This is a genomic window from Streptomyces sp. TLI_053 (assembly GCF_900105395.1).
In the GTDB taxonomy this organism is placed as follows: Bacteria; Actinomycetota; Actinomycetes; order Streptomycetales; family Streptomycetaceae; genus Kitasatospora.
The window spans coordinates 1,340,290-1,359,698 of the sequence record NZ_LT629775.1 but is presented as its reverse complement, the minus strand read 5'-3'; the positions used below and the strand labels follow the sequence as shown (position 1 = coordinate 1,359,698).

The 19,409-nt window shown below is 75.3% G+C and carries 21 protein-coding genes; 11 read left to right on the top strand and 10 right to left on the bottom strand.

All coding sequences use genetic code 11. From position 1 onward, the window contains the following. Window positions 1-83: 83 nt before the first annotated feature. The 5 genes from BLU95_RS05140 to BLU95_RS05120 form a co-directional block, all read right to left on the bottom strand. The gene (locus BLU95_RS05140; protein ID WP_197698720.1) at window positions 84-632 is read right to left on the bottom strand and encodes a hypothetical protein; all 549 of its coding nucleotides are present in this window, start codon (window positions 630-632) and stop codon (window positions 84-86) included. Beyond that, entirely contained in the window at window positions 629-1,750 is a 1,122-nt protein-coding gene (locus tag BLU95_RS05135; RefSeq protein ID WP_093858905.1) for a beta-ketoacyl-[acyl-carrier-protein] synthase family protein, read from the bottom strand. Before BLU95_RS05135 ends, BLU95_RS05140 begins: the two co-directional genes overlap by 4 nt. Beyond that, window positions 1,747-2,076 carry an acyl carrier protein gene (locus BLU95_RS43215; protein WP_197698719.1) on the bottom strand — a complete coding sequence of 110 codons (330 nt, stop codon included), beginning with the start codon at window positions 2,074-2,076 and terminating at the stop codon, window positions 1,747-1,749. The genes BLU95_RS05135 and BLU95_RS43215 overlap by 4 nt, the downstream gene beginning before the upstream one ends. Continuing rightward, window positions 2,073-2,348, bottom strand: coding sequence for an acyl carrier protein (locus tag BLU95_RS05125; protein ID WP_030393194.1), 276 nt, complete (start codon window positions 2,346-2,348; stop codon window positions 2,073-2,075). Before BLU95_RS05125 ends, BLU95_RS43215 begins: the two co-directional genes overlap by 4 nt. A 223-nt stretch (window positions 2,349-2,571) precedes the next feature. Continuing rightward, a complete protein-coding gene (locus BLU95_RS05120; protein ID WP_502689857.1) occupies window positions 2,572-4,002 on the bottom strand; it encodes a class I adenylate-forming enzyme family protein in 1,431 nt (476 codons plus the stop codon). Between the two features lie 205 nt (window positions 4,003-4,207). On the opposite strand from BLU95_RS05120, the gene BLU95_RS05115 reads away from it, so the two are divergent. The 4 genes from BLU95_RS05115 (at window position 4,208) to BLU95_RS05100 (ending at window position 8,602) form a co-directional block, all read left to right on the top strand. Then, window positions 4,208-5,293, top strand: a complete 1,086-nt coding sequence (locus tag BLU95_RS05115) for an alpha-hydroxy acid oxidase (RefSeq protein WP_231978299.1) — start codon at window positions 4,208-4,210, stop codon at window positions 5,291-5,293. Between the two features lie 94 nt (window positions 5,294-5,387). Next, a complete protein-coding gene (locus BLU95_RS05110) occupies window positions 5,388-6,161 on the top strand; it encodes a class I SAM-dependent methyltransferase (RefSeq protein ID WP_093858902.1) in 774 nt (257 codons plus the stop codon). A 135-nt stretch (window positions 6,162-6,296) separates the two neighbouring features. Then, the gene (lipP1, locus tag BLU95_RS05105; RefSeq protein ID WP_093858901.1) at window positions 6,297-7,238 is read left to right on the top strand and encodes a LipP1 family hormone-sensitive lipase; all 942 of its coding nucleotides are present in this window, start codon (window positions 6,297-6,299) and stop codon (window positions 7,236-7,238) included. Continuing rightward, window positions 7,235-8,602 carry an aminotransferase-like domain-containing protein gene (locus tag BLU95_RS05100; RefSeq protein ID WP_231978298.1) on the top strand — a complete coding sequence of 456 codons (1,368 nt, stop codon included), beginning with the start codon at window positions 7,235-7,237 and terminating at the stop codon, window positions 8,600-8,602. The genes lipP1 and BLU95_RS05100 overlap by 4 nt, the downstream gene beginning before the upstream one ends. Window positions 8,603-8,700: 98 nt before the next feature. On the opposite strand, the gene BLU95_RS05095 is transcribed toward BLU95_RS05100, so the two are convergent. From BLU95_RS05095 to BLU95_RS05075, 5 genes are all read right to left on the bottom strand, one after another. Next, entirely contained in the window at window positions 8,701-9,138 is a 438-nt protein-coding gene (locus tag BLU95_RS05095; RefSeq protein WP_093858900.1) for a hypothetical protein, read from the bottom strand. Window positions 9,139-9,380: 242 nt separating this feature from the next. Continuing rightward, window positions 9,381-10,145 (bottom strand): ABC transporter permease, encoded by a 765-nt coding sequence (locus BLU95_RS05090; protein ID WP_093858899.1) that lies wholly within the window; start codon window positions 10,143-10,145, stop codon window positions 9,381-9,383. A gap of 32 nt (window positions 10,146-10,177) precedes the next feature. After that, window positions 10,178-11,143: an ATP-binding cassette domain-containing protein gene (locus BLU95_RS05085; RefSeq protein WP_093858898.1), complete on the bottom strand. Its 966-nt coding sequence runs from the start codon at window positions 11,141-11,143 to the stop codon at window positions 10,178-10,180. Between the two features lie 114 nt (window positions 11,144-11,257). After that, window positions 11,258-12,439, bottom strand: a complete 1,182-nt coding sequence (locus tag BLU95_RS05080) for a glycosyltransferase (protein WP_093858897.1) — start codon at window positions 12,437-12,439, stop codon at window positions 11,258-11,260. Continuing rightward, window positions 12,436-12,735 (bottom strand): hypothetical protein, encoded by a 300-nt coding sequence (locus tag BLU95_RS05075; protein ID WP_093858896.1) that lies wholly within the window; start codon window positions 12,733-12,735, stop codon window positions 12,436-12,438. The genes BLU95_RS05080 and BLU95_RS05075 overlap by 4 nt, the downstream gene beginning before the upstream one ends. 146 nt (window positions 12,736-12,881) lie before the next feature. On the opposite strand from BLU95_RS05075, the gene BLU95_RS05070 reads away from it, so the two are divergent. The 7 genes from BLU95_RS05070 (at window position 12,882) to BLU95_RS05045 (ending at window position 19,382) form a co-directional block, all read left to right on the top strand. Next, on the top strand, window positions 12,882-13,814 hold the full coding sequence (locus BLU95_RS05070) for a 3-oxoacyl-[acyl-carrier-protein] synthase III C-terminal domain-containing protein (RefSeq protein ID WP_093858895.1): 933 nt from the start codon (window positions 12,882-12,884) through the stop codon (window positions 13,812-13,814). Window positions 13,815-13,933: 119 nt separating this feature from the next. After that, on the top strand, window positions 13,934-14,224 hold the full coding sequence (locus BLU95_RS05065) for an acyl carrier protein (protein WP_093858894.1): 291 nt from the start codon (window positions 13,934-13,936) through the stop codon (window positions 14,222-14,224). Window positions 14,225-14,227: 3 nt separating this feature from the next. After that, on the top strand, window positions 14,228-15,040 hold the full coding sequence (locus BLU95_RS42135) for a 2-hydroxy-acid oxidase (protein WP_159424779.1): 813 nt from the start codon (window positions 14,228-14,230) through the stop codon (window positions 15,038-15,040). Between the two features lie 134 nt (window positions 15,041-15,174). Then, window positions 15,175-15,867, top strand: coding sequence for a 4'-phosphopantetheinyl transferase family protein (locus tag BLU95_RS42130; RefSeq protein ID WP_159424778.1), 693 nt, complete (start codon window positions 15,175-15,177; stop codon window positions 15,865-15,867). 57 nt (window positions 15,868-15,924) lie between these two features. Next, a complete protein-coding gene (locus tag BLU95_RS05055; protein ID WP_093858893.1) occupies window positions 15,925-17,739 on the top strand; it encodes a condensation domain-containing protein in 1,815 nt (604 codons plus the stop codon). Window positions 17,740-17,868: 129 nt separating this feature from the next. Continuing rightward, window positions 17,869-18,279, top strand: a complete 411-nt coding sequence (locus BLU95_RS42125; RefSeq protein ID WP_093858892.1) for a hypothetical protein — start codon at window positions 17,869-17,871, stop codon at window positions 18,277-18,279. Window positions 18,280-18,407: 128 nt separating this feature from the next. Continuing rightward, complete coding sequence (locus BLU95_RS05045) at window positions 18,408-19,382, top strand: DMT family transporter (RefSeq protein ID WP_197698718.1); 975 nt, start codon at window positions 18,408-18,410, stop codon at window positions 19,380-19,382. Window positions 19,383-19,409: the final 27 nt, after the last annotated feature.

Genomic DNA, 19,409 nt, shown 5'->3' with positions numbered 1-19,409 from the left:
CGCTCGTGCCGCTGGGTGCGCAGGGGGTGGGGCGGGGCGTTCGGCGGGTTCGGGTCGGTGCTCCGGTCGGTTCGAGATCCGGGTCAGGCGGTGGTGACCAGCAGGGCCACCGCCCGGTCGGTGCGGTCGGGGCGGTCGGTGCCGCGGTCGTGGGCGTCGTCGTCGGCCTGCTCGGCGGCGATGACGAGCACCTGGTCGGCGTCGCCGTCGGCGAGCAGCAGTTCCGCCAGGTCCAGCGCGTCCTGGGGGACCCGTCCGGGCGGCGGGGGCTGGCGCGGGCAGATCGCCACCACCGGGCCGGTCAGGCCCCAGCGGGCGGCGATGTGGCCGAGCACGGCGTTCGGGTTGGACTGGAAGAACAGCAGCGGGGGCATCCGCCGGGCGGTGTCGGCGGCGGCCTCCTCGATGGCCCGGGCGGTGGCGAGGTCGCCGCTCGCGCTGGCCAGCAGCAGTGCCGTCCGGCCGGGCGCGGGGGCGGTGCCGTGCCGGGCCCGCAGGCAGCGCTCGGCGGTCTCGGCCACCAGCGGGTTGAAGCTGGACGCGGAGAAGCCCGGCAGCGGCGGCAGTTGCTCGGGCCCGTCGGCCTCGGGGTCGGGCCAGGCGGCCTCGGCGAGGATGCGCAGCGCGGTCATCGGGCGGCCACCAGGAGTGCGGTGTTGGCGCCGCCGAAGGCGGAGTTGAGGGTGAGCGCGTAGCGCGGCCGGGCGGTACGCGGACCGTCCAGGACGAGGTCCAGGCCGATGTCCGGGTCCGGGCCCAGCCAGCCGGCGTTGACCGGCAGCAGGCCGTCGGTCAACGCGCCGATGGTGACGACGAGTTCGAGCAGTGCCGAGGCCTCCAGCGCGTGGCCGTGCACGGCCTTGCTGGAGCTGACCGGCAGTCGGTCGGTGTGCCGGCCGAAGACCCGCCGCAGGGCGAGGGCCTCGGCGTGGTCGGAGAGGGTCGAGCCGGTGCCGTTGGCGTTGACGTAGTCGACCTCCTCCGGCGCGATCCCGGCCCGGCCGAGCGCGGCCTCGATCGCCCGGGCCACGCCGTCGCCCTCGGGTTCGGGGCGGCAGACGTGGTGGGCGTCGCCGGCCCGGCCCCAGCCGGCCAGCCGGGCCAGCACGGGGGCGCCGCGCCGTTCGGCCTCCGGCTCGGCCTCGACCAGCACGGCGACCGCCGCGTCACCGAGCAGGGTGCCGCTGCGGCCGGTGCTGAACGGGCGCAGCGCGCCGTCCCGGGCGAGGGCCCGGCCGGCGTCGAAAGCGGCGAAGACGCCCGGTTCGACCAGGTGTCCGGCGGCGACCAGGACCCGGTCCCGACGTCCGGTGGCGACCAGCCGGGCGGCGTCCGCGACGGCCGTTCCGGCGGCCACGCAGGCGCCGGTGTAGGCGCGCAGCACCCCCGGGCCGCCCCAGCGGGCGGTGGTCCCGGCGGAGACCTCGGCCAGGGCCGTCCTGGTGTGCCGGTCGCTGTGGAGGGCGAGCAGCACGGGCGGGCCGCCGTCGGGACCGGCCGGGTCCAGGCCGGCCCCTCGGCAGGCCTGGCCGACGGCGGCGAGCACCGCGTCGGCGAGCGGACGCGGTTCGGGCAGCAGCGCGGCGCGGGTGGTGCGGCGGGCGGAGACGTCGAACCGGGTGACCGGGCCGAACGCGGCCTTGCCGTGCACGACGGCCTCGGCCAGCGCGGTGGTCCCGTCGCCGGCGGCGCTGAGCACGCCGACGCCGGTCACCACGGGCCGGACGGCGGTCGGGGCGTGGCGGTTCATGGCCGCGCGGCTCCCGCGGTGACGGCGGCGTCGGCGGCGTCGGTGCGGTCCGGGCCGGCGCTGTCGGAGGGCGCGGCGGAAGTACCGCCGCCGGCCGCGAGGACGGCCGCGCGGAACACCGCGACGGCGTCGTCCACCGTCCGGACGGCCTCGAACGCCTCGTCGTCCAGATCCGGCTCGATGCCGTAGCGCTGCTCGAACTCGGCTATCAGCCAGGTGAGTTCGAGCGAGCCGAGTTCGTCGGGCACGTCCTCGGCGGCGCGCTGCCCGAACGCCGCGAGCATCTCCAGGACCTCGGCCCGGTCGGGGCGGGCGAGGTCGGTCACGCCGGGCTGCCCGAGGTGGCGGTGGCGGCGGTGATCCGGGCCTCGACGTCGGCGGTGAACTGGTCGAGCGTCATCAGCGCGGTGGTCTCCATCTCGTCGAGGTCGAACTTGACCCCGAACTCGTCCTCGACCTGGACGGAGAGGTCGGCGAGGGCGAGCGACTCCAGGTCCAGGCCGGCCGGCCCGAGGTCGGTGTCGCCGGTGACGCCCTCGACGTCGTACTGCATCTCGGCCAGTGCGGCGAGGACGAACGCGCGGATGCGGTCCTGCATGGTGAGCTCCTTGTGCCCGGGCGCAGGCGGTGCGCACGGGGTCGTCGGGGAGGGGAAAGCCGTCCTTCGGGGCGGACCCGGGTGCCCGCGGGCAGGTTCTGGCTGCCCGTCGGGGAATCCCGCCCGGCCCTTCCGGGTGGTTCGTGGCGGCCGGGACGCGAGGTCCCGCCCGGTGGCGTGGGTCGGCGTGCGGGCGGGCGCGCCGGGTCGCGGCGCGCCCGCCTCAGCCGGCGGCGGCGCGCAGGGCGGCCGGGTCGCGCAGCAGTTTGCCGGTGGCGGTACGGGGGAGCTGGGGGAGGAAGGCGAGCCGGCGCGGCCGCTTGTAGGCGGCCAGCTGCCGGGCGAGCCCGTCCTGGACGAGCGCCCGGTCGGCGCCGTCCTCGGCGGAGAGGTAGGCCTCGATCGCGCCCTCGTCGAAGACCACGACGGCCTCCCGGACGTGGGGGAGCGCGGCGAGGGTCTGCTCGACCTCGGTGAGGTCGACCTTGAGGCCGCCGATCGAGACCTGCGAGTCCCGGCGGCCGAGTACGGTGACCCGGCCGGTGCCGGGGTCGAGGGTGGCGGCGTCACGGGTGTGCAGCCAGCCGTCCGCCCAGCGGGTCGGGTCGTCGAGCCCCGGGTAGGGGGAGGCGGCGGTGCGGAGCCGCAGTTCGCCGTCGACGAGCCGCAGTTCCATGCCGTGCACGGGCTGCTTGGCCGGGTGCAGGGTGCCGTCCAGGTCGGTGGCGATCACCCCGAGCTCGGTCATCCCGTACATGGTGCCGAGCGGCACGCCGTAGCGGGCGGTGAAGGTCTCGGTCAGGCCGGGCCGGACCAGTTCGCCGGCGACCACCATGCGCCGCAGCTGCGGGAGTTCCGGCGGATCGCTCGCGCCGGCCAGCAGTTCGGCGTGGAACGGCACCCCGATCACGGTGGTCGGGCGGTCGTCGGCGGCGACCGTGCCGAGGATGCCGGCCGCCGTCATCCGGTCCGGGACGGTGAGCGGCGCGCGCGCGTGCAGACTGTTGAGCAGCCCGCCGACCAGGCCGAGCACGTGCACCACCGAGGACAGCAGGACCACCCGCTCGCCCTCGCCGGGGAACGTCACCAGCCTCCGGTAGCAGTCGAGTTCGCGGATCAGGTCGCTCGCGGTGCGGGCGATCACCTTGGCCGGTCCGGTCGAGCCCGAGCTGAGCTGGACCAGCGCGTGGCCGGTCCCGGCGGGGCGGCCGTCGGGCCGCTGCACGGCCACCGGGTCGACCACGGAGTAGCCGCGCAGGGCGGACGCCGCGGGCCGCCCGGCAGAGCCGACCAGCACCTGCGGGCGCAGCCGGGCGACCGCCTGCTCGACCTCGTGCTCGGTCAGCCGGTGGTCGAGCAGTGCCACCTGGGCCCCCAGCCGCCAGGCGGCCAGGAGCACGGCGACGAAGCCCAGCGAGGGCGGCAGCCGCAGGGCGGCGGTGCCGCCCGGGCCGAGCCCGGCCGAGGCCAGTCGTTCGGCCTGCTCGGCGACCAGCGCGCGCAGGGCGTCGCGGTCGACGGGTGTGCCGAAGCGGAGGCACTCCTCACCCCCGGGTCCGGCCAGCAGCACCCGGTCGACCCAGTCGGCGGGAGCATCGGCGTGCGGGGGTGAGAAGGGCGCCGGTGAAGAAGAGGAAAAGCCGGTCAACGCCACTCCACACGTGAGGAGATTTGTCATGGACACTTGGTCGCTACTTTCCCGGGCCGTGGCCGACACCAGGCAATACGTCCAATTCCGTTGCCAGACGATTGCACAGACGATTGGTCAAATCAAGGTCTATACCAATCAGGTCCAGACCTCCTACGCTGCCGATCCGTGGGCCGGTCCGAACGCGGCCGGTCCGGGAACGAGGACGCCCGTGGCACCACTTGGACTGGCCGGGATCGAACGCGCGGCCCGCGATCAACTTCCCCCGGAAATCTGGGACTTCGTCGAAGGCGGCAGTGGTGCGGAACGCACCGCGGCGGCGAACCGGGAAATGTTCGGACGCCATGCGTTCCGCCCGCGCGCGCTCGTCGACGTCTCCGAGTGCGCCCAGGCGGTCGACCTGCTCGGCGCAACGCTGCGCCTCCCGGTGGGAATTGCCCCGATGGCCTACCACCGGTTGGTCCATCCGGACGGGGAAACAGCGACCGCCCGGGCGGCCGGAAAGGCCGGTGCGCTGCTCGTCGCCGGAATCTTCGCCAGCCGCACCCTGGAGGACATCGCCGAGGCCGCCACCGGCCCGCTCTGGCTCCAGCTCTACTGGCTGCGCCGCCGGGAAGCCCTCGCCGCCCTGGTCGAACGCGCCGAGGCGGCCGGCTACCGGGCCCTGCTGCTCACCGTCGACGCCCCCCGGATCGGCCGTCGGCTGCGCGACCTGCGCAACGGCTTCGCCGTCCCGCCCGAGATCCGCGCGGTGAACCTTGACCCCGCCCTGATGGCCGCCAGCCACCGCGCGAGCCGGGGCAGTTCGGGCATCGCCGAGCACGCCAGGGAGCAGTTCGACCCCACCCTGACCTGGGCCGACCTCGCCTGGCTCCGCGAACGCAGCCGGCTGCCGCTGGTCCTCAAGGGCGTGCTGACCGCCGAGGACGCCCGCCGCGCCGCCGACCACGGGGTGGACGCGGTCGTGGTCTCCAACCACGGCGGCCGCCAGCTCGACGGCGTGCTGCCCGCCCTCGCCGCACTGCCCGAGGTCGTCGACGCCCTGCCGCCGCACATCCCGGCACTGCTCGACGGCGGGGTCCGGAGCGGCGCCGACATCGCCGTCGCGCTCGCCCTGGGCGCCCGCGCCGTCCTGGTCGGCCGACCGGTGTTCTGGGGCCTGGCCACCGGCGGCGAGGCCGGCGTCGGACAGGTCCTCGACCTGCTGCGCGACGAACTGGACCACACCATGGCCCTGTTGGGCCGCCCCTCGGTCGCGGACCTGGACCGCACCGCCCTCGCCCCCTGGCCGCTCTGACGGTGCGTGCATCGATCGCCCCCGACCCGCTGGCCACCGCCCCGACCGCCACCCCGACTTCCGTCCCCACCGCCGCGACCGAAAGAGCGAGACCATGAACAGACAGGACGCCTTCCCCGGCTGGGACTGGGAGGACCCCGACGGCCTGGCCGAGCAGCTCGACCGCTTCAGCGCCGACGTCGCCACCTGCCGAAGCCTCGAACCGGCCGACGGCGGGCTCCCGTTCGACCACCAGGACTTCACCGCCCTCGGCCTCACCGGCATCGAGTTCGCCGCCTTCAGGACCGCCCACCCGGGCGGCCTCGGCAGCGACCTCACCGCGCTCCGCGGTCCCGGCACCGTCACCGAGCCGGGCACGCTCTACCGGGTCGACGGCGACCGCTGGTTCACCCAGCTCGACATCTCCCGTCCGCTGCCCTTCGCCGACGCCAGCGTCGACTGGGTGTACGGGGAGCACCTGATCGAGCACGTCACCATGCCGGTGGCGATCGGCTGGCTGCGCGAGGCCCGGCGGGTCCTGCGCCCCGGCGGCGTCCTGCGCGTCACCACTCCTGACCTGGCCCGCTACCTGAACGGCTACGCGACGGGCGACGGCTTCCTCGCCAAGCACCACCGCCGGCTCAGCACCATGGGCTTCGGCCCGCCGATGCCGAAGCGCCCGGCGTTCCTGGTCAACCAGATCTTCCGCTACTACGGCCACCAGTGGATCTACGATCTGGACGAACTGCGGTACGTCCTCACCGAGGCCGGCTTCGAGGAGGCGCGGATCCGCCACTGCGCCTACCGCGAGGGCGTCCGCGCCGACGTCGCCGACCTGGACACCGCCTTCCGCACCGACGAGACCATCTACGTCGAGGCCGACCGCTGACCCGACGGCCGCCACGGCCGCCGAACCGAGGCCGTCCCGGCTGCCGACCCGACCGACGGCTGCCGACCCGACCGCTGGCCGCCCACCCGACCGCCGGCCGCCGCCACGGCCGGACCGCCGTCCCGAGGAACCCCGATGCCCCTGCACCCCCAGGCCCAGGCCCTGCGCGACCGCCGCGCGAGCGCCGGAACACCCCCGCTCTACCGGCTCACCGTGGCCGAGGCCCGCGCCGCCGACCTCGCCGACATCCGTGCCGCCGCGGGCACGCCCGAGCCGGTCGAGGCCGTCGAGGAGCACCTCCTCGCTGGCCCCGGCGGCGAGCTCACGCTCCGGCTCTACCGGCCCGCACCGCCCGCCGACGGCGGCCGCCCGCCCGTCCTGCTCTACCTGTTCGGCGGCGGCTGGACCCTCGGCTCGCCCGACACCAGCGACGCGATCTGCCGCGCGCTGACCAACGCCGTCGGCTGCGCCACCGCCTCCGTCGGCTACCGGCTGGCCCCCGAACACCCCTTCCCCGCCGCCGTCCAGGACTGCGCCGCCGCGGCCGACTGGCTCGCCGCCCACGGGGAGGAACTGGGCCTCGATACCGGGCGCCTCGCCGTCGCCGGTGACAGCGCGGGCGGCAACCTGGCCGCCGTCCTCGCCCTGCTCGCCCGCGACCGGGGCGGCCCCGCGCTGCGCCACCAGTTGCTCGTCTACCCCAACACCGACGCCCGCGCCGACACCCCGTCGCTGCGCGAGCACGACGACCCGGCGCTGTTCAACCGCCGCTCGGTCGCCTGGTACTGGGGCAACTACCTGGCCGACCCGGCCGACGGCGACCACCCGCACGCCTCCCCGCTGCGGGCCCCGGACCTGACCGGACTGCCGCCCGCCACCGTCGTCACCGCCGAGTACGACCCGCTGCGCGACGAGGGCGAGCAGTACGCCGAGGCGCTGCGCGCGGCCGGGGTCCCGGTGGAGCTCCGCCGCTGGGAGGGCATGCCGCACGGCTTCTTCGCCATGACCGGCACCCTGGACGGCGCCGCCGAGGCCCAGGCGTACGCGGCCGCGCGGCTGCGCGAGGCCCTCGCGTGAGCGCCCCGGCCGTCCCGGCCACTCCCGCCGCTCCGTCCGGTGCGGCCGCCACCGGTCCCGTCACGCTTCCGCTCGCGGAACTGCACGGCTCGCTCGCGGACCCGCTGCTGGACGCGATGACCTTCCTGAACGAGGTCACCACCCGCTACCCGCAGGCGATCTCCTTCGCCCCGGGCCGTCCCTACGAGGGCTTCTTCGAGCCCGAGGACGTCCCTGCCTACCTGGACGCCTACCTCGACCACCTGGCGGCCACCGGCCTGGACCGCGACGCGATCCGCACCACGCTGTTCCAGTACGGCCCGACCAAGGGCATCATCAACGACCTCGTCGCCCGCACCCTGGCCCACGACGAGGGCCTCACCGTGGCGCCCGAGGCGCTGGTGCTGACCGTCGGCGCCCAGGAGGGCATGCTGCTGACGCTGCGGGCGCTCTGCGCGGGCCCCGACGACGTCCTGCTGGTCAGTTCGCCCTGCTACGTCGGGGTCACCGGGGCGGCCCGGCTGCTCGACCTGACCACGGTGCCGGTCCCCGAGGGCCCGGAGGGCGGGCCGGACCCGGCGGCCGTCCGCGCCGCCGCCCGGGAGGTCCGCGCCACCGGCCGACGTCCGCGCGCGCTGTACGTGGTGCCGGACTTCGCCAACCCCTCCGGCACCTCGATGCCGGTGGCCGCCAGGGCCCGGCTGCTGGAGACGGCCGCCGAGGAGGGCCTGCTGGTCGTCGAGGACAATCCGTACGGGTTCTTCGCCCGGGACATCGGCGCCAGGCCCACCCTGAAGGCGCTCGACCGCGACCGCCGGGTGGTCTACCTGGGCTCCTTCGCCAAGACCTGCTTCCCCGGCGCGCGGCTCGGCTATCTGGTCGCCGACCAGGAGGTGACCGGTCCGGGCGGCCGCCGCACCCTGCTGGCCGACGAGATCGCCAAGCTGAAGAGCATGACGACGGTCAACACCCCGGCCCTCAGCCAGGCGGTGATCGGGGGGATGCTGCTGACCCACGACTGCCGGCTGCGGTCCGCCAACGCCCCGGCGACGGCCCACTACGCGGCCGCCATGGGGGCGTTGCTGACCGAGCTGGAGCGGCAGCTCCCGGCTGCCGAGCGGGACCGCCTGGGCGTGTCGTGGAACGTGCCGGAGGGTGGGTTCTTCGCCGTGCTCACGGTGGGATTCGCGGCCGACGAAGCGGCGATGGAGCGCTGTGCGCGGGACTACGGCGTGCTGTGGACGCCGATGGCGCCGTTCTACCCCGCCGGGGGCGGGGAGCGGCGGTTGCGGCTCTCCATTAGCTCGTTGACGCCCGAGCGGATCGCGGAGGGCGTGGCCCGGCTGGCGGGCTTCCTGCGGGCCGGAGCCGGGACGGCGGGGTAGCCCGCGACCGGCGCACGACGGAACGGCGGTGCCCCTTCGTGCAAGGGGCACCGCCGTTCCGTCGTGCGCGCGGGCGGGGTCCGGCGGAGCGTCGGGCCTCAGTGGCCCTGGACGGCCCGGGGGTCGCTCGCCGCAGCCTTGGCGGGCGGCTTCGCGGCGACGGCCTTCGTCGGGGGCTTGGCGGCGATCGCCTTAACGGGGGGCTTCGCGGGGACGGCTTTCGCCGGGGGCTTGGCGGCGACGGCCTTGACGGGCGGCTTGGCGGCCGTGGCCTTGACCGGCGGCTTCGCGGCGACGGCCTTGACGGGCGGCTTGGCGGCGATCTTCATCGGCGGCTTCGCGGCCACGGCGTCGGGAGCGACCTCGGCCACCGCCGCCGGCCGGGCCTCGGCGGCCTTGATCGGCGGCTTCGCGGCGGCCGGGCCCGCGGTGAGCAGGCCGACCACCGGCAGCGCGGCGATGGCCCCGCCCGCGATGGCCAGGCGGGTGCCGCGGCGCCGGGCGGAGGCCGGGGTGTTCTCGGACCGGGGGCTCATTCGGATTCCTCCTGACGAACGGACGATCGACCGGTCCCGACGATAGGGCCGTGGCCTCCGAACCCACAACCGCTCGTCGCCCGAACCGTGTTGACGGGGCGGAACGCGGAGCAGAACCCGGGCGGAACACGGAGGCCGGAACACGGCGGCGGGAACGCGGAGGCCGGAAGGCGGGCCGACCGGATCCCCTCCGGCCCGGCCCGCCCGCCTCCCGTCCGACCGCCCGTCCGGGGGCGTCCCCCTCAGCGCACCCGGGTCGAGAACAGCCGGGCCGACCAGTACACGGCCGCCACCGTCATCACGGCGACCACCAGCAGCCCCTGCCAGACCACGTTGTCCCCGACATGGCCCGAGAACAGCGCGCGCATGCCCTCCACGGCCCAGTAGAAGGGGTTCCACTTGGCCATGGTCTGCAGCCACATCGGCGCCAGCGCCAGCGGCAGCAGCACCCCCGAGAGCAGCGCGATCGGCTGGGCGAGGGTGTTCACCACCGGCGCCATCGCCTCGTCGGCCGGCAGCACCAGCGCGATCCCGTACGAGATCGCCGAGGTCATCAGCGCGAGCAGGCCCATCAGCAGGAAGGCCAGCACCAGGTTCAGCGGGCCGACCCGCAGGCCGAACGGCAGTGCGATGAGCGTGATGATCACCGCCTGGACGAGCAGCGCCACGGTCTCCCGCAGTGCCCGGCCGAGCAGCAGCGCGAGCCGGCTGACCGGGGTCACCCGGGCCCGTTCGATGATGCCGGCCTTGAGTTCGCCGAGCAGGCTGAAGCCGGTGTACAGACCGCCGAAGATGCACAGCACCGCCAACAGGCCCGGCACGTAGATCTGGTAGGCCTCGGCATAGGTGGTCGCGCCCATCGGCGCCAGCACCTGCTTGAGCAGTGGTGCGAACAGCAGCAGGTAGAAGATCGGCTGGATCACGCCGACGGCGATCCAGACCGGGGTTCGCCACATCAGCAGCAGCTGGCGCTGGAAGACCAGCCAGGTGTCGCGGGCGAGCTTCATCGGAGCCCCTCCTCGGGGTTCGGAGGTGAGGGTCAGGACTGGTCGATGGAGCGGCCCGTGCGGGCCAGGAACACGTCGTCCAGGCTCGGGCGCTGCAGCTGGACCGTGCCGGTGGTGACACCCGCCCCGTCGAGGGCGCGCAGCAGGTGCGGGACGGCGGCCGCGCCGTCGTCCAGGTAGAGCCGCAGACCGTCCTCGCCGCGCAGTTCCAGCCGGTGCAGTTCCGGCAGGCCGGGCTGCTCGCGCAGGGCCTTGGCGGCGCGCTCGGCCTCACCGGTGTCGAGGCCGACGAGGACGACGTCACCGGATATCTCGCGCTTGAGCGTCTCCGGTGTGCCCTCGGCGACGATGCCGCCGTGGTCGACGATGGAGACCCGGTCGCAGAGCGCGTCGGCCTCGTCGAGGTAGTGCGTGGTGACGACGACGGTCATGCCCTCGTCGCGCAGCCGCCGGATCTCGGTCCAGACGTGGCCCCGGCTGGCCGGGTCGAGGCCCACCGTGGGCTCGTCCAGGAACAGCACCTTGGGCGAGTGGATGACACCGAGCGCGATGTCCACCCGGCGGCGCTGGCCGCCGGAGTAGGTGCGGCACGGCCGGTCGGCGAACTCGGTGAGTTCGAAGGCCTCGAGTGCCTCGCCGGCGCGGCGGACCGCCTCGGCCTTGCCGGTGCCGTGCATCCGCGCCTGCATCACGAGTTCCTCGCGCGCGGTGACGGCGTCGGTGGTGCCGCCGCCCTGGGCGACGTAGCCGATCCGGCGGCGGACCTCGGCGGGATCGGCGAACAGGTCGGCCCCGGCGATCCGGGCCTCGCCGCCGTCGGGGCGGATCAGGGTGGCGAGCATCCGCAGGGTGGTGGTCTTCCCGGCGCCGTTGGGGCCGAGGAAGCCGAAGATCTCACCCGGAGCGACGTCCAGGTCGATGCCTCGGACGGCGTCCACGGGGGGCTGGCCGCGTTTCTTGGAGGGGTAGGACTTGCTGAGCCCCTTGGTCTCGATCAACCAGAACTCCCGTGCGGGGTGGGGTTGCCGGGGCGCCGGAAGGCGGCGCGCGGGACACCTGGGAAGTGGTGCTGCGGGCCACCCTAGGGGTTCCGGCACCCCGGAAACAATGGCCTAGACCAATGGATTGGCCCGAGGGGCACCCGGTGTGACCAGTGCCTCCACCCGGTCGGCGGCCGCCGCGGCCCCGCCGCCGGCGAGCAGTCCCGCCCCGACCCGGGCGGCCGCCGACCGGTACCCGGGCTCCTCCAGCACGCTCCGCAGGGCCGCCGCCAGGTGATCCGGCGTCACCCGGGCGAACGGTACCCGCAGACCCGCCCCGGCGGCCGCCACCTGCGCCGCGACGAACGGCTGGTCGTGCCGGATCGGTGCCGTGACCAGCGGAAGTCCGTGCACCAGGGCCTCGCCGACGGTGTTCATCCCGCCGTGGCACAGCACGGCGTCCAGCGCCCCGCGCCGCATCAGTTCCAGCACCGGTGCCCGGTCCACCGCCACCGCGTGGCCGGGCAGTTCCGGCAGCAGCCCGTCGGGCGCCGCGAACACCGGCTGCACGTCCGGCCCGCACAGCTCGAGTGCCCGCACCGCCCGGGCCAGGAAGTCCGCGCCGAGCTCGCCGGACAGAGTGCCCATGGTGACCAGGACGCGGCGCCGTTCGGGCAGCAGCCGCTCCCAGGGGAAGGCCGGATCGGCCGGCCGGTCCGTCAGCACCGGTCCGACGGCCGCACAGTGCGGGGCAACGGGCTCGGGGCCGGTCAGCGCCGGACCGGTGAAGGCGAGCACCAGCGCGGGGGAGAAGCGCGGGTCGACGTACTCCTCCTCGGGCAGTCCGGCCCGCCGCCACAGGCCCTGGAGCAGGCCGGTCATCCACTCCTCCAGCAGCGGCAGTCCCCGGAACGGCCGCCCCAGCTCCATCGCCCCCGGCGCCAGCGTGCCCCAGGGCAGCCGGTGCCGGTGCGCCACCAGCGCCCCGGCCGGGGTGTGCTGGTCCACCAGCAGCGCGTCCGGCCGGTACTCCCGCACCGCCGCGTCCAGCGCCTTGGTGGTGAACCGCGCGTACGGGACGATGAAGCCCTCCCACAGCGAGCGGACGGCGGCCAGCCCGTGTCCGCCCTGGGCCCGGAACGCCCGGGTGCCGGTGCCGAACACGGTCGCGTCCGGCCCGAGCAGCGGCCGCAGCGCCGACTCGGTGCCGGTCCAGGCCACCTCGTGGCCGCGCGCCACCAGTTCCCGGGCCAGGCCCACGGTCGGATTGACGTGTCCGGTCAACGGCGGGACCACCAGCAGGAAGCGGCTCATCGGGCGTCCTCCGCGGGCAGCAGCCGCTCGACGTCGGCGACGGTGAGGGCCTCCAGCGCCGCCAGGTCCAGTCCGGCCCGCAGCGCGGCGAGGTCCACCGAGGGGCCGAAGCTCCGGCGCAGACCCTCGTGCAGTGCGGCGAGCTCGGTCTCGTCGAGCAGCAGGTCCCCGTCCAGCCGGGACTGCCCGGTCACACCGGCGGCCCAGCCTGGCGGCGCCTGTGCGGCCTCCACCAGCAGTGCGACCAGGGCCGGACGGACCGGCGGTACGGGGACGGGACGTTCACGATCGTTCATCTGGGACTCCACCGGCTCGACGACGCGGGGGCGGGGGACGGCGGCGCTCGGCCTGCGCGTTCCGTGGGGTGAGCTGTGCGGACTGTGTGCCGCAACCGCCCGAGATCACTTGTGCGGACCCGTCGGGCGTGGGAATACTAGCCCGCGTGACCGCACTGGAGGCAGTGGCCGTCCACCTCCCCCACCACATCGTGCCCATCGAGGCAGTGGGCGAGCGTCTGGGCCTGACCCCACGTCAACTTCGACTCTTCCGCCGCTTCCACGGCCTGGACCAGCTGCGGCTGGACCCGGACGGGAGGCTGTCCGACCTGCTCGGCGCCGCCGTCGACGCCCTTCCGGAGCTGCGCGGACGCGAACGGGACGTCCGTTTCGTGATCCACGCGCGCAGCATGCCGGTGGCCGTGCCGTACCCGCTCAACCCCCTGCACGACCTGCTCCCGCGCTACGGCCTGGGCCACGCCCAGGCCTTCACCGTGACCCACCATGCCTGCGCCGTCGGCCTGCTGGCCGTCGACCTGGCCGGGCGCCTGCTCGCCGGTGAGGGCGATCCGCGGGCGCTGGCCCTGCTGCTCACGGGGGAGAAGACCTTCACCAAGGACGCCCAGGTGGTGCCCGAGACCGGGATCTTCGCCGAGGGCGCGGCCGCCTGTCTGGTCAGCGCCGACGGCGAGCACGACCGGGTGCTGTCCTACGCGGTGCGCCAGCGGCCCGAGTACGACGGCCGGCTGGCCGAGGACCCGGATCTGCTCGCCCGCTACCAGCGGGAGTACCCGGACGTGATGGTCGAGGCGATCGAGGCCGCCCTCGACCAGGCAGGTCTGGACCTCTCCGAGCTGGCGCTGGTGCTCCCGCACAACGTCAACCAGGCGTCCTGGCGCACGATCGCGCGCCGGATCGGCTTCCCGATCGGGAAGGTGGTGCTGGACAACGTGACGTCGGTGGGGCACAGTTTCGCTGCGGACGGCCTCATCAACCTGCACACCGCCACCACGCGGGGGCTGCTCGAGCGGGGCGACCGCTACCTCGTCGCGGCCGCCGGTATCGGAGCGACCTTCTCCGCCATGGTCGTCGAGCACTGAGGCCGGACGACCGACCCGCCGTCGGTCCGTCCTCCCCCGGTCCTTGTCCTCTTCCCCCGGGCGCCGGCCCTCCGGCCGCTCCGCCCCACTCCACCACGCACGACGGGACGGTCCCATCCATGTCCGACCAAGTGGTCCAGACCACCGACGCCGAGCTGCGCGTCCGGATCCTGCACAGCCTCGGCGAGCTGATCCCGCGCGTCCTGAAGCGGGACCCGTTCGAGATCCCCGAGAACGCCTGCCTCTTCGACGACCTCGGCCTCACCTCGGCCGGCACCATCGAGCTGATCCTCGAGGTCGAGGAGGCGCTCGACATCCAGGTCGACGTCGAGCAGATCACCGAGGACGACCTGCGCTCGGTCACCAACCTGGCCGACTACGTCGCCGCGCACATCATCGCCGAGGACTGACCGGTGTCCGCCGCCCCGGGTCTCACCCGGGTGCTGACGCGGTACGCCGACGGCCGCTCCGAACTCTCCCTCGACCCCGACCTCCGGGTCTTCGTCACCGACCTGGTCCGCCCCTACGGCCTGCCGCTGCGCGAGGACCTGCTGGCCGAAGGGGCCGGACACGCGTACGAGGAACTGGCCGCCGGCCTGCTCGCCGAGGCGCTCGGGCCGGACGAACCGGCGGACGTGCTGATCCAGGCCTTCGACTCGCCGGACGTCCGGCCCGGCGCACCCACCTCGCTCGCGCTCAGCCGCTCCTGCGCGGGAACGCCCACCGCGCTCGCGCTCTGCGACCAGGGCACCGCCGGGGCGTTCGCCGCGCTGCGCGCCGCGCTCGCGTACCAGCGGACCGGCGTCGCCCGGCGTGCGGTGGTCGTCCTCGCCGAGCAGACCACCCTGCACCATCTGCCGCCCGAACCGGTCACGCTGCCGGACCGCCACTGCGCCGTCGTCCTGGTCTGCGAGACCTTGCCCGGCGAGGAGTTGACGATTCGTCAGGACAGTGGTGCGACGGCCGAGTCGGCCGCCGAGGAGGTCCGCCGGCAGGCGAAGGAGCTGGGGGAGGAGGCCGTCGTGCTGCTCGCCGCCGGGCTGGAGGTGCCCGGTCCGGACGTCGTCCGCACCCCCGCCGGCCAGCCGTTCACCGGACTCTGGTCGGTGCTCGCCGACCGGTTGCCCGGCTGGCGGTCCGAGCGGCGACCCGTGCTGCTGGCCGACCTCGACCCGAGGCTCGGCGTGCTCTCCACCCTGACCCTGCGCGCGGGTCCGCCGTCGTGACCGGTTCCGGTGCGGCCCCGGCCGGTACCGGTCCCACTGCTCCTGCGCACTTCGTCGTTCCCGGTGCTCCGGTCGTTCCCGGTGGTTCCAGTGCTTGCGGTGCTTCCGGTACTGCCGGTGCTCCGGTCGTCCCGGTGCTCCGCGCCGACCTGGTCGACGTGTGGCTGATCCCCACCGACCAGCCCGAGCCGGTGGTCCGCGCCCTGTACGGTCTGCTCGACCCGGCCGAACGCGCCCGCGCGGACGGTCCGGACCGGCGCTTCGGGCGGCGCTTCACCGTCGCCCACGGCGCGGTGCGCCTGCTCGCCGGTGCCCGGCTCGGCCGCGACCCCGCGCGGCTGGCTTGGCACTACGGCCCGCACGGCAAGCCCGGGATCGACGGGCTCGCCGTCAACCACTCCGCCTCCGGCGCGCTGGCGGCCGTCGCCCTCACCGAGGGGCGCGCCGTCGGGGTGGACGTCGAGGAGGTCCGGGACGTGCGGGTCGCGCTGCGGATGACCCGGCGCTGGTTCCCGCCCGCCGAGGCCGAGTCGGTCGCCGCCGACCCGGACCCGGCCGGGCGCTTCACCGTGCTCTGGTGCCGCCGCGAGGCGTGCGTCAAGGCTTACGGCGGGCGGCTGGTCCAGGGCTTCGGGCTGCCGCTGGACGGGCCGTCGCCGCTGCTGCTCGCCGATCCCGGAACGCTCGGCGCCGGCCCCTGCCGGATCGAGGACGTACCCGCGCCCGGCCGGTTCCGGGCCGCGGTGGCCGCCGTCGGCGCCGACCCGTGCAGCGTCCGCGCCAGGATCTGGTCTCCGGCCAACTCCCCTGTTCTGACAGGTACTTGACGAAACATCAGAAATTTGCGTGCCCCGCCGGTATCCCAGGTTTCTGGTCTGGACCACATGATCGGCCCGCTGGTAGCGTCCCGACCGCACCTCGCCCAGACCTGCGAACCGAAGGGCGCGATCGACGTGATGACGCACGACGTGACCGAGACCGAGGGCCTGATCACGGCCCGCTTCCACGGCGTGGGCGGCGGCTCCGGCCCGCTCACCCTCGGCCAGGACAACATGCTCCGCTGCATCGGGCGCGACCGGCCCGAACAGATCAACCGCGAGTCGGTCTGGCCCGTCCCCGAGGGCACCACCGTCGCCACCGCCGTCGACGCCCTGCGCGCACTGCTGGAACGGCACGAGTCGCTGCGCACCGCCTTCCCGCCCGGCCCCGGCCCGGACGGCTTCCCCGAACGCCAGGAGGTGCGCACCGAGGGCGAGTTCACCGTCGCCCTGGTCCCCGTCGGCGACCGCGAGGGTGCCGGGATCGACGCCCTCGCCGACGAGACGGGCCGGACCGACGTCGCCCTGCCCTTCGACCTCACCGCTGCCCCGCGGCTGCGCTTCACGCTGCTCACCGACGGACAACTCGTGCGCCGGCTGGTCGTGGTGGGCTGCCACGCCGGGGTCGACGGCGTCGCCGTCACCCTGCTCATCCGGGACTGGCTCGCCCTCGCCACCGGGGTGCGGCTGCCGCCCGCCGCCTCCCGCACCCCGCTGGAACTGGCCGCCCTGGAGCAGAGCCCCCAGGGGCGCCGCAAGACCGCGGCCGCGCTCAAGCACTGGGAGAGCGTCCTCACCACCGGGCCGTCGAGCTCCTTCTCCGTCGACGGCATGACCCCCGGCCCGTCCGAGGGCACGGCTGCCCTGCTGCTGCGCTCCCGGACCGCCGCCGCCGACCTCGAAGCGGTCTGCCGCCGCACCGCCGCCGGCCCCTCGGCCGTGCTGCTGGCCGTCTTCGCCGCCCTCGCCGCACACCGCGCGGCCCGCACCGACCTGGTGATCTCGGCCCTGTCGGCGAACCGCCAGCGCTCCGCCCTCGCCGACCACATCGGCACCCTGGCCCAGGACGCCCTGATCGCCCTCGAGGTCGGTCCCCTTGCCGCGGACGACGACCTGGACGCCCTGATCGGCCGTACCAAGGTCGCCTCCTTCACCGGCTACTGGCACAGCACGCTCAACGCGGACAAGGTCTGGCAACTGGTGGAGGACGTCGCGGAGCGGCGCGGCGCCCGCTTCGCCCGGCAGATCGTCGTCAACGACCTCAGCCTCGCCATCCCCGAGACCCTCTCCGAGGCCCGCCCCGCCGCGACCGCCGACCCCGAGGTGCTGTGGCTGCCGGACCAGCCGCTGCCGGTGCGCCTGATGCTCAACATCCTGCGGACCGCCGGCAGTCTGGAGTTCGCCCTGCTGGCCTGCCCCCAGGTGTTCGAGCGCGCCGACACCGAGCGCTTCGCCCGCGCCGTCCCCGCCGTACTCGCGGCCGCGGCGGCGGGACCGCTGCCGCTCTCCGGGCTGGCCGCCCTCAGCGGCCTGAACCCCGCCACCCGCACCGGCGACTGGCGGCGGATCGGCGCCGACTGGATCGACCTCGAGGCCGTCCGCGCCCTGGTCGCCGACGCCCTCGGCACGCGGGCGACGGCGGTCGACCTCGGGTGCGAGGACGGCCGGCTCACCGCGCGGGTCGCCACCACCGAGCAGGACCTCGCTCCGGCCGAGGTGCACCGCGCGGTCGTCGCCACCCTCCCCGGCCACGAGACCGCGATGGCCCCGCACCACTACGCCGTCCACCACCACCCCGGCCCGCTGCCGCCGCTCACCTGGCCGACCCTCCCCGCCCACGTGGAGGGTTCGGGCCGCGCGGAGGCGGCGCCGGCCGGGTAGCGGCCCGCCGGGGCCCGCCCCGGTCCTCCCGGGGAACGCCTGCACCCGCTCACGCGGCGCGTTCGGCCCTGTACCGTACGCGCTCCTTCCCGGGTAGCCTCCCGGTGGGGCGAGCGGAGGGGGAGGCGGATGCACGTCCGGGACATGGTGGCGGCGACGGTGGTGGCCGAGGTCGTGGGGCTGCTGTTCGCCTGCCTGCTGGCCCTGGCGGTGTGGCTGCTGCTGGGTGAGCAGTGGCTGCGCGACCTGCCCTGGGCCCTCGGTGCCCTCGGCGCCGTGGGGGTCGCGGTCGAGTACGACCGTGAACGTCCGCCGCGTCGGCTGCGCGGGCTGCTGTCCGGCCTGGCCGTCCTCGGTGTGGTGGCCGTCGGGGTCGCGATGGTGGCGGACCGCGTGCTGCCGGACGCCGCCGGGACCGGGCCGGTCGGCGCGATCGCCCTGTTCGTCGCGCTGCCGCTGGCCAACGGCGTGCTCGCCCTCGCCGCGGGCCGTCCGGCCGACGGCGCGCTCGCCGCCGCGGGCCGCCCGGCCGAGGGCTGACCCCGCCCTTCGCCCGGCCGAGGGCTGACCCCGCCCGGCCCCGGGCCTCCCCGCTGCGGCTCGGCCGGGCCCGGCGGAGACTGGGGACGGACCCCGGCCCCCGGGGTGCCCCGGACGCCGGGAGGGCCATGCTGCTCGGACTCACCACCGCCCTGGTCGCCACCGTCTGCTTCGGCTTCGGCTCGGTGTTCCAGGCGGGCGGCGCGCGGGAGGCGCCGCACGCGGACCGGGTACGCGTCGGCCTGCTCGCCGCCCTGCTCCGGTCCTGGCGGTTCCTGCTCGGCACCGGCCTCGACATCGCGGGCTTCGCGCTGAGCGTCGTCGCCCTGCGCACCCTGCCGCTGTTCCTGGTCCAGGCCGTCACCAACGCCAGCCTGGCCGTCACCGCGCTCGCCGCCGCCCGGCTGCTCGGGGCCCGGCTGCACCGCGCCGACCTGCTGGGCATCGCCGCCGTGGTGGCCGGCCTGACCCTGCTGGCCCTCGGCTCCGGGCACGCGGGCCGGGACCACGCCTCGGCCGCGTTCCACTGGGCGCTGCTCGCCGCCACCGTGCTGATGCTGCTGCTCACGTTCGTCCTCGCCCGCCGCAGCGGGAACGCGGCGGCGGTCGGCCTCGGCCTGCTGGCGGGGGTCGGCTTCGGGGTCACCAGCCTCGCGGTCCGGGTCCTCGACGTCTCCGGGCCGCTGGACGTGTTCACCGACCCGGCTGCCTACGGGCTGGCCCTGGGCGGCCTCGGCGGGTACCTCGCCTACGCGCTGGCGCTCCAGCGCGGCACGGTGACGGCGGTGACCGCCGCCGGGACCGTCTCGGAGACCTTCGGCCCGGCGCTGGTCGGGGTGGTGGCGCTCGGTGACACCGCCAGGTCCGGTTACGCCTGGTGCGCGCTGACCGGGTTCGTGGTGGCGGTCGGCGGCACCTTCGTACTGTCCCGGTTCGGCGAGGTGGAGTCCGAGCTGGTCCCGTCCGCGCCGTCCCCCTCGGCCCCGTCGTCCCCGTCCTCCTCGCCGTCCTCGTCGTCCTCGTCGTCCCCGCCGTCCGGTCCGGACGGCGACCGGCCCGGACGTCACCCCGGTCGCCCGAACGGCTCCGCCATGCAAAGGTGATTTGCCGGACAAATCGGACGGCGAGAC

Excerpts from the sequence above, each read along its gene's own strand:
- BLU95_RS05140 (WP_197698720.1), bottom strand. The coding sequence starts at position 632 with ATGACCGCGCTGCGCATCCTCGCCGAGGCCGCCTGGCCCGACCCCGAG.
- BLU95_RS05135 (WP_093858905.1), bottom strand. The coding sequence starts at position 1,750 with ATGAACCGCCACGCCCCGACCGCCGTCCGGCCCGTGGTGACCGGCGTC.
- BLU95_RS05125 (WP_030393194.1), bottom strand. The coding sequence starts at position 2,348 with ATGCAGGACCGCATCCGCGCGTTCGTCCTCGCCGCACTGGCCGAGATG.
- BLU95_RS05110 (WP_093858902.1), top strand. The coding sequence starts at position 5,388 with ATGAACAGACAGGACGCCTTCCCCGGCTGGGACTGGGAGGACCCCGAC.
- lipP1 (WP_093858901.1), top strand. The coding sequence starts at position 6,297 with ATGCCCCTGCACCCCCAGGCCCAGGCCCTGCGCGACCGCCGCGCGAGC.
- BLU95_RS05095 (WP_093858900.1), bottom strand. The coding sequence starts at position 9,138 with ATGAGCCCCCGGTCCGAGAACACCCCGGCCTCCGCCCGGCGCCGCGGC.
- BLU95_RS05090 (WP_093858899.1), bottom strand. The coding sequence starts at position 10,145 with ATGAAGCTCGCCCGCGACACCTGGCTGGTCTTCCAGCGCCAGCTGCTG.
- BLU95_RS05080 (WP_093858897.1), bottom strand. The coding sequence starts at position 12,439 with ATGAGCCGCTTCCTGCTGGTGGTCCCGCCGTTGACCGGACACGTCAAT.
- BLU95_RS05075 (WP_093858896.1), bottom strand. The coding sequence starts at position 12,735 with ATGAACGATCGTGAACGTCCCGTCCCCGTACCGCCGGTCCGTCCGGCC.
- BLU95_RS05065 (WP_093858894.1), top strand. The coding sequence starts at position 13,934 with ATGTCCGACCAAGTGGTCCAGACCACCGACGCCGAGCTGCGCGTCCGG.
- BLU95_RS05055 (WP_093858893.1), top strand. The coding sequence starts at position 15,925 with ATGATCGGCCCGCTGGTAGCGTCCCGACCGCACCTCGCCCAGACCTGC.
- BLU95_RS42125 (WP_093858892.1), top strand. The coding sequence starts at position 17,869 with ATGCACGTCCGGGACATGGTGGCGGCGACGGTGGTGGCCGAGGTCGTG.
- BLU95_RS05045 (WP_197698718.1), top strand. The coding sequence starts at position 18,408 with ATGCTGCTCGGACTCACCACCGCCCTGGTCGCCACCGTCTGCTTCGGC.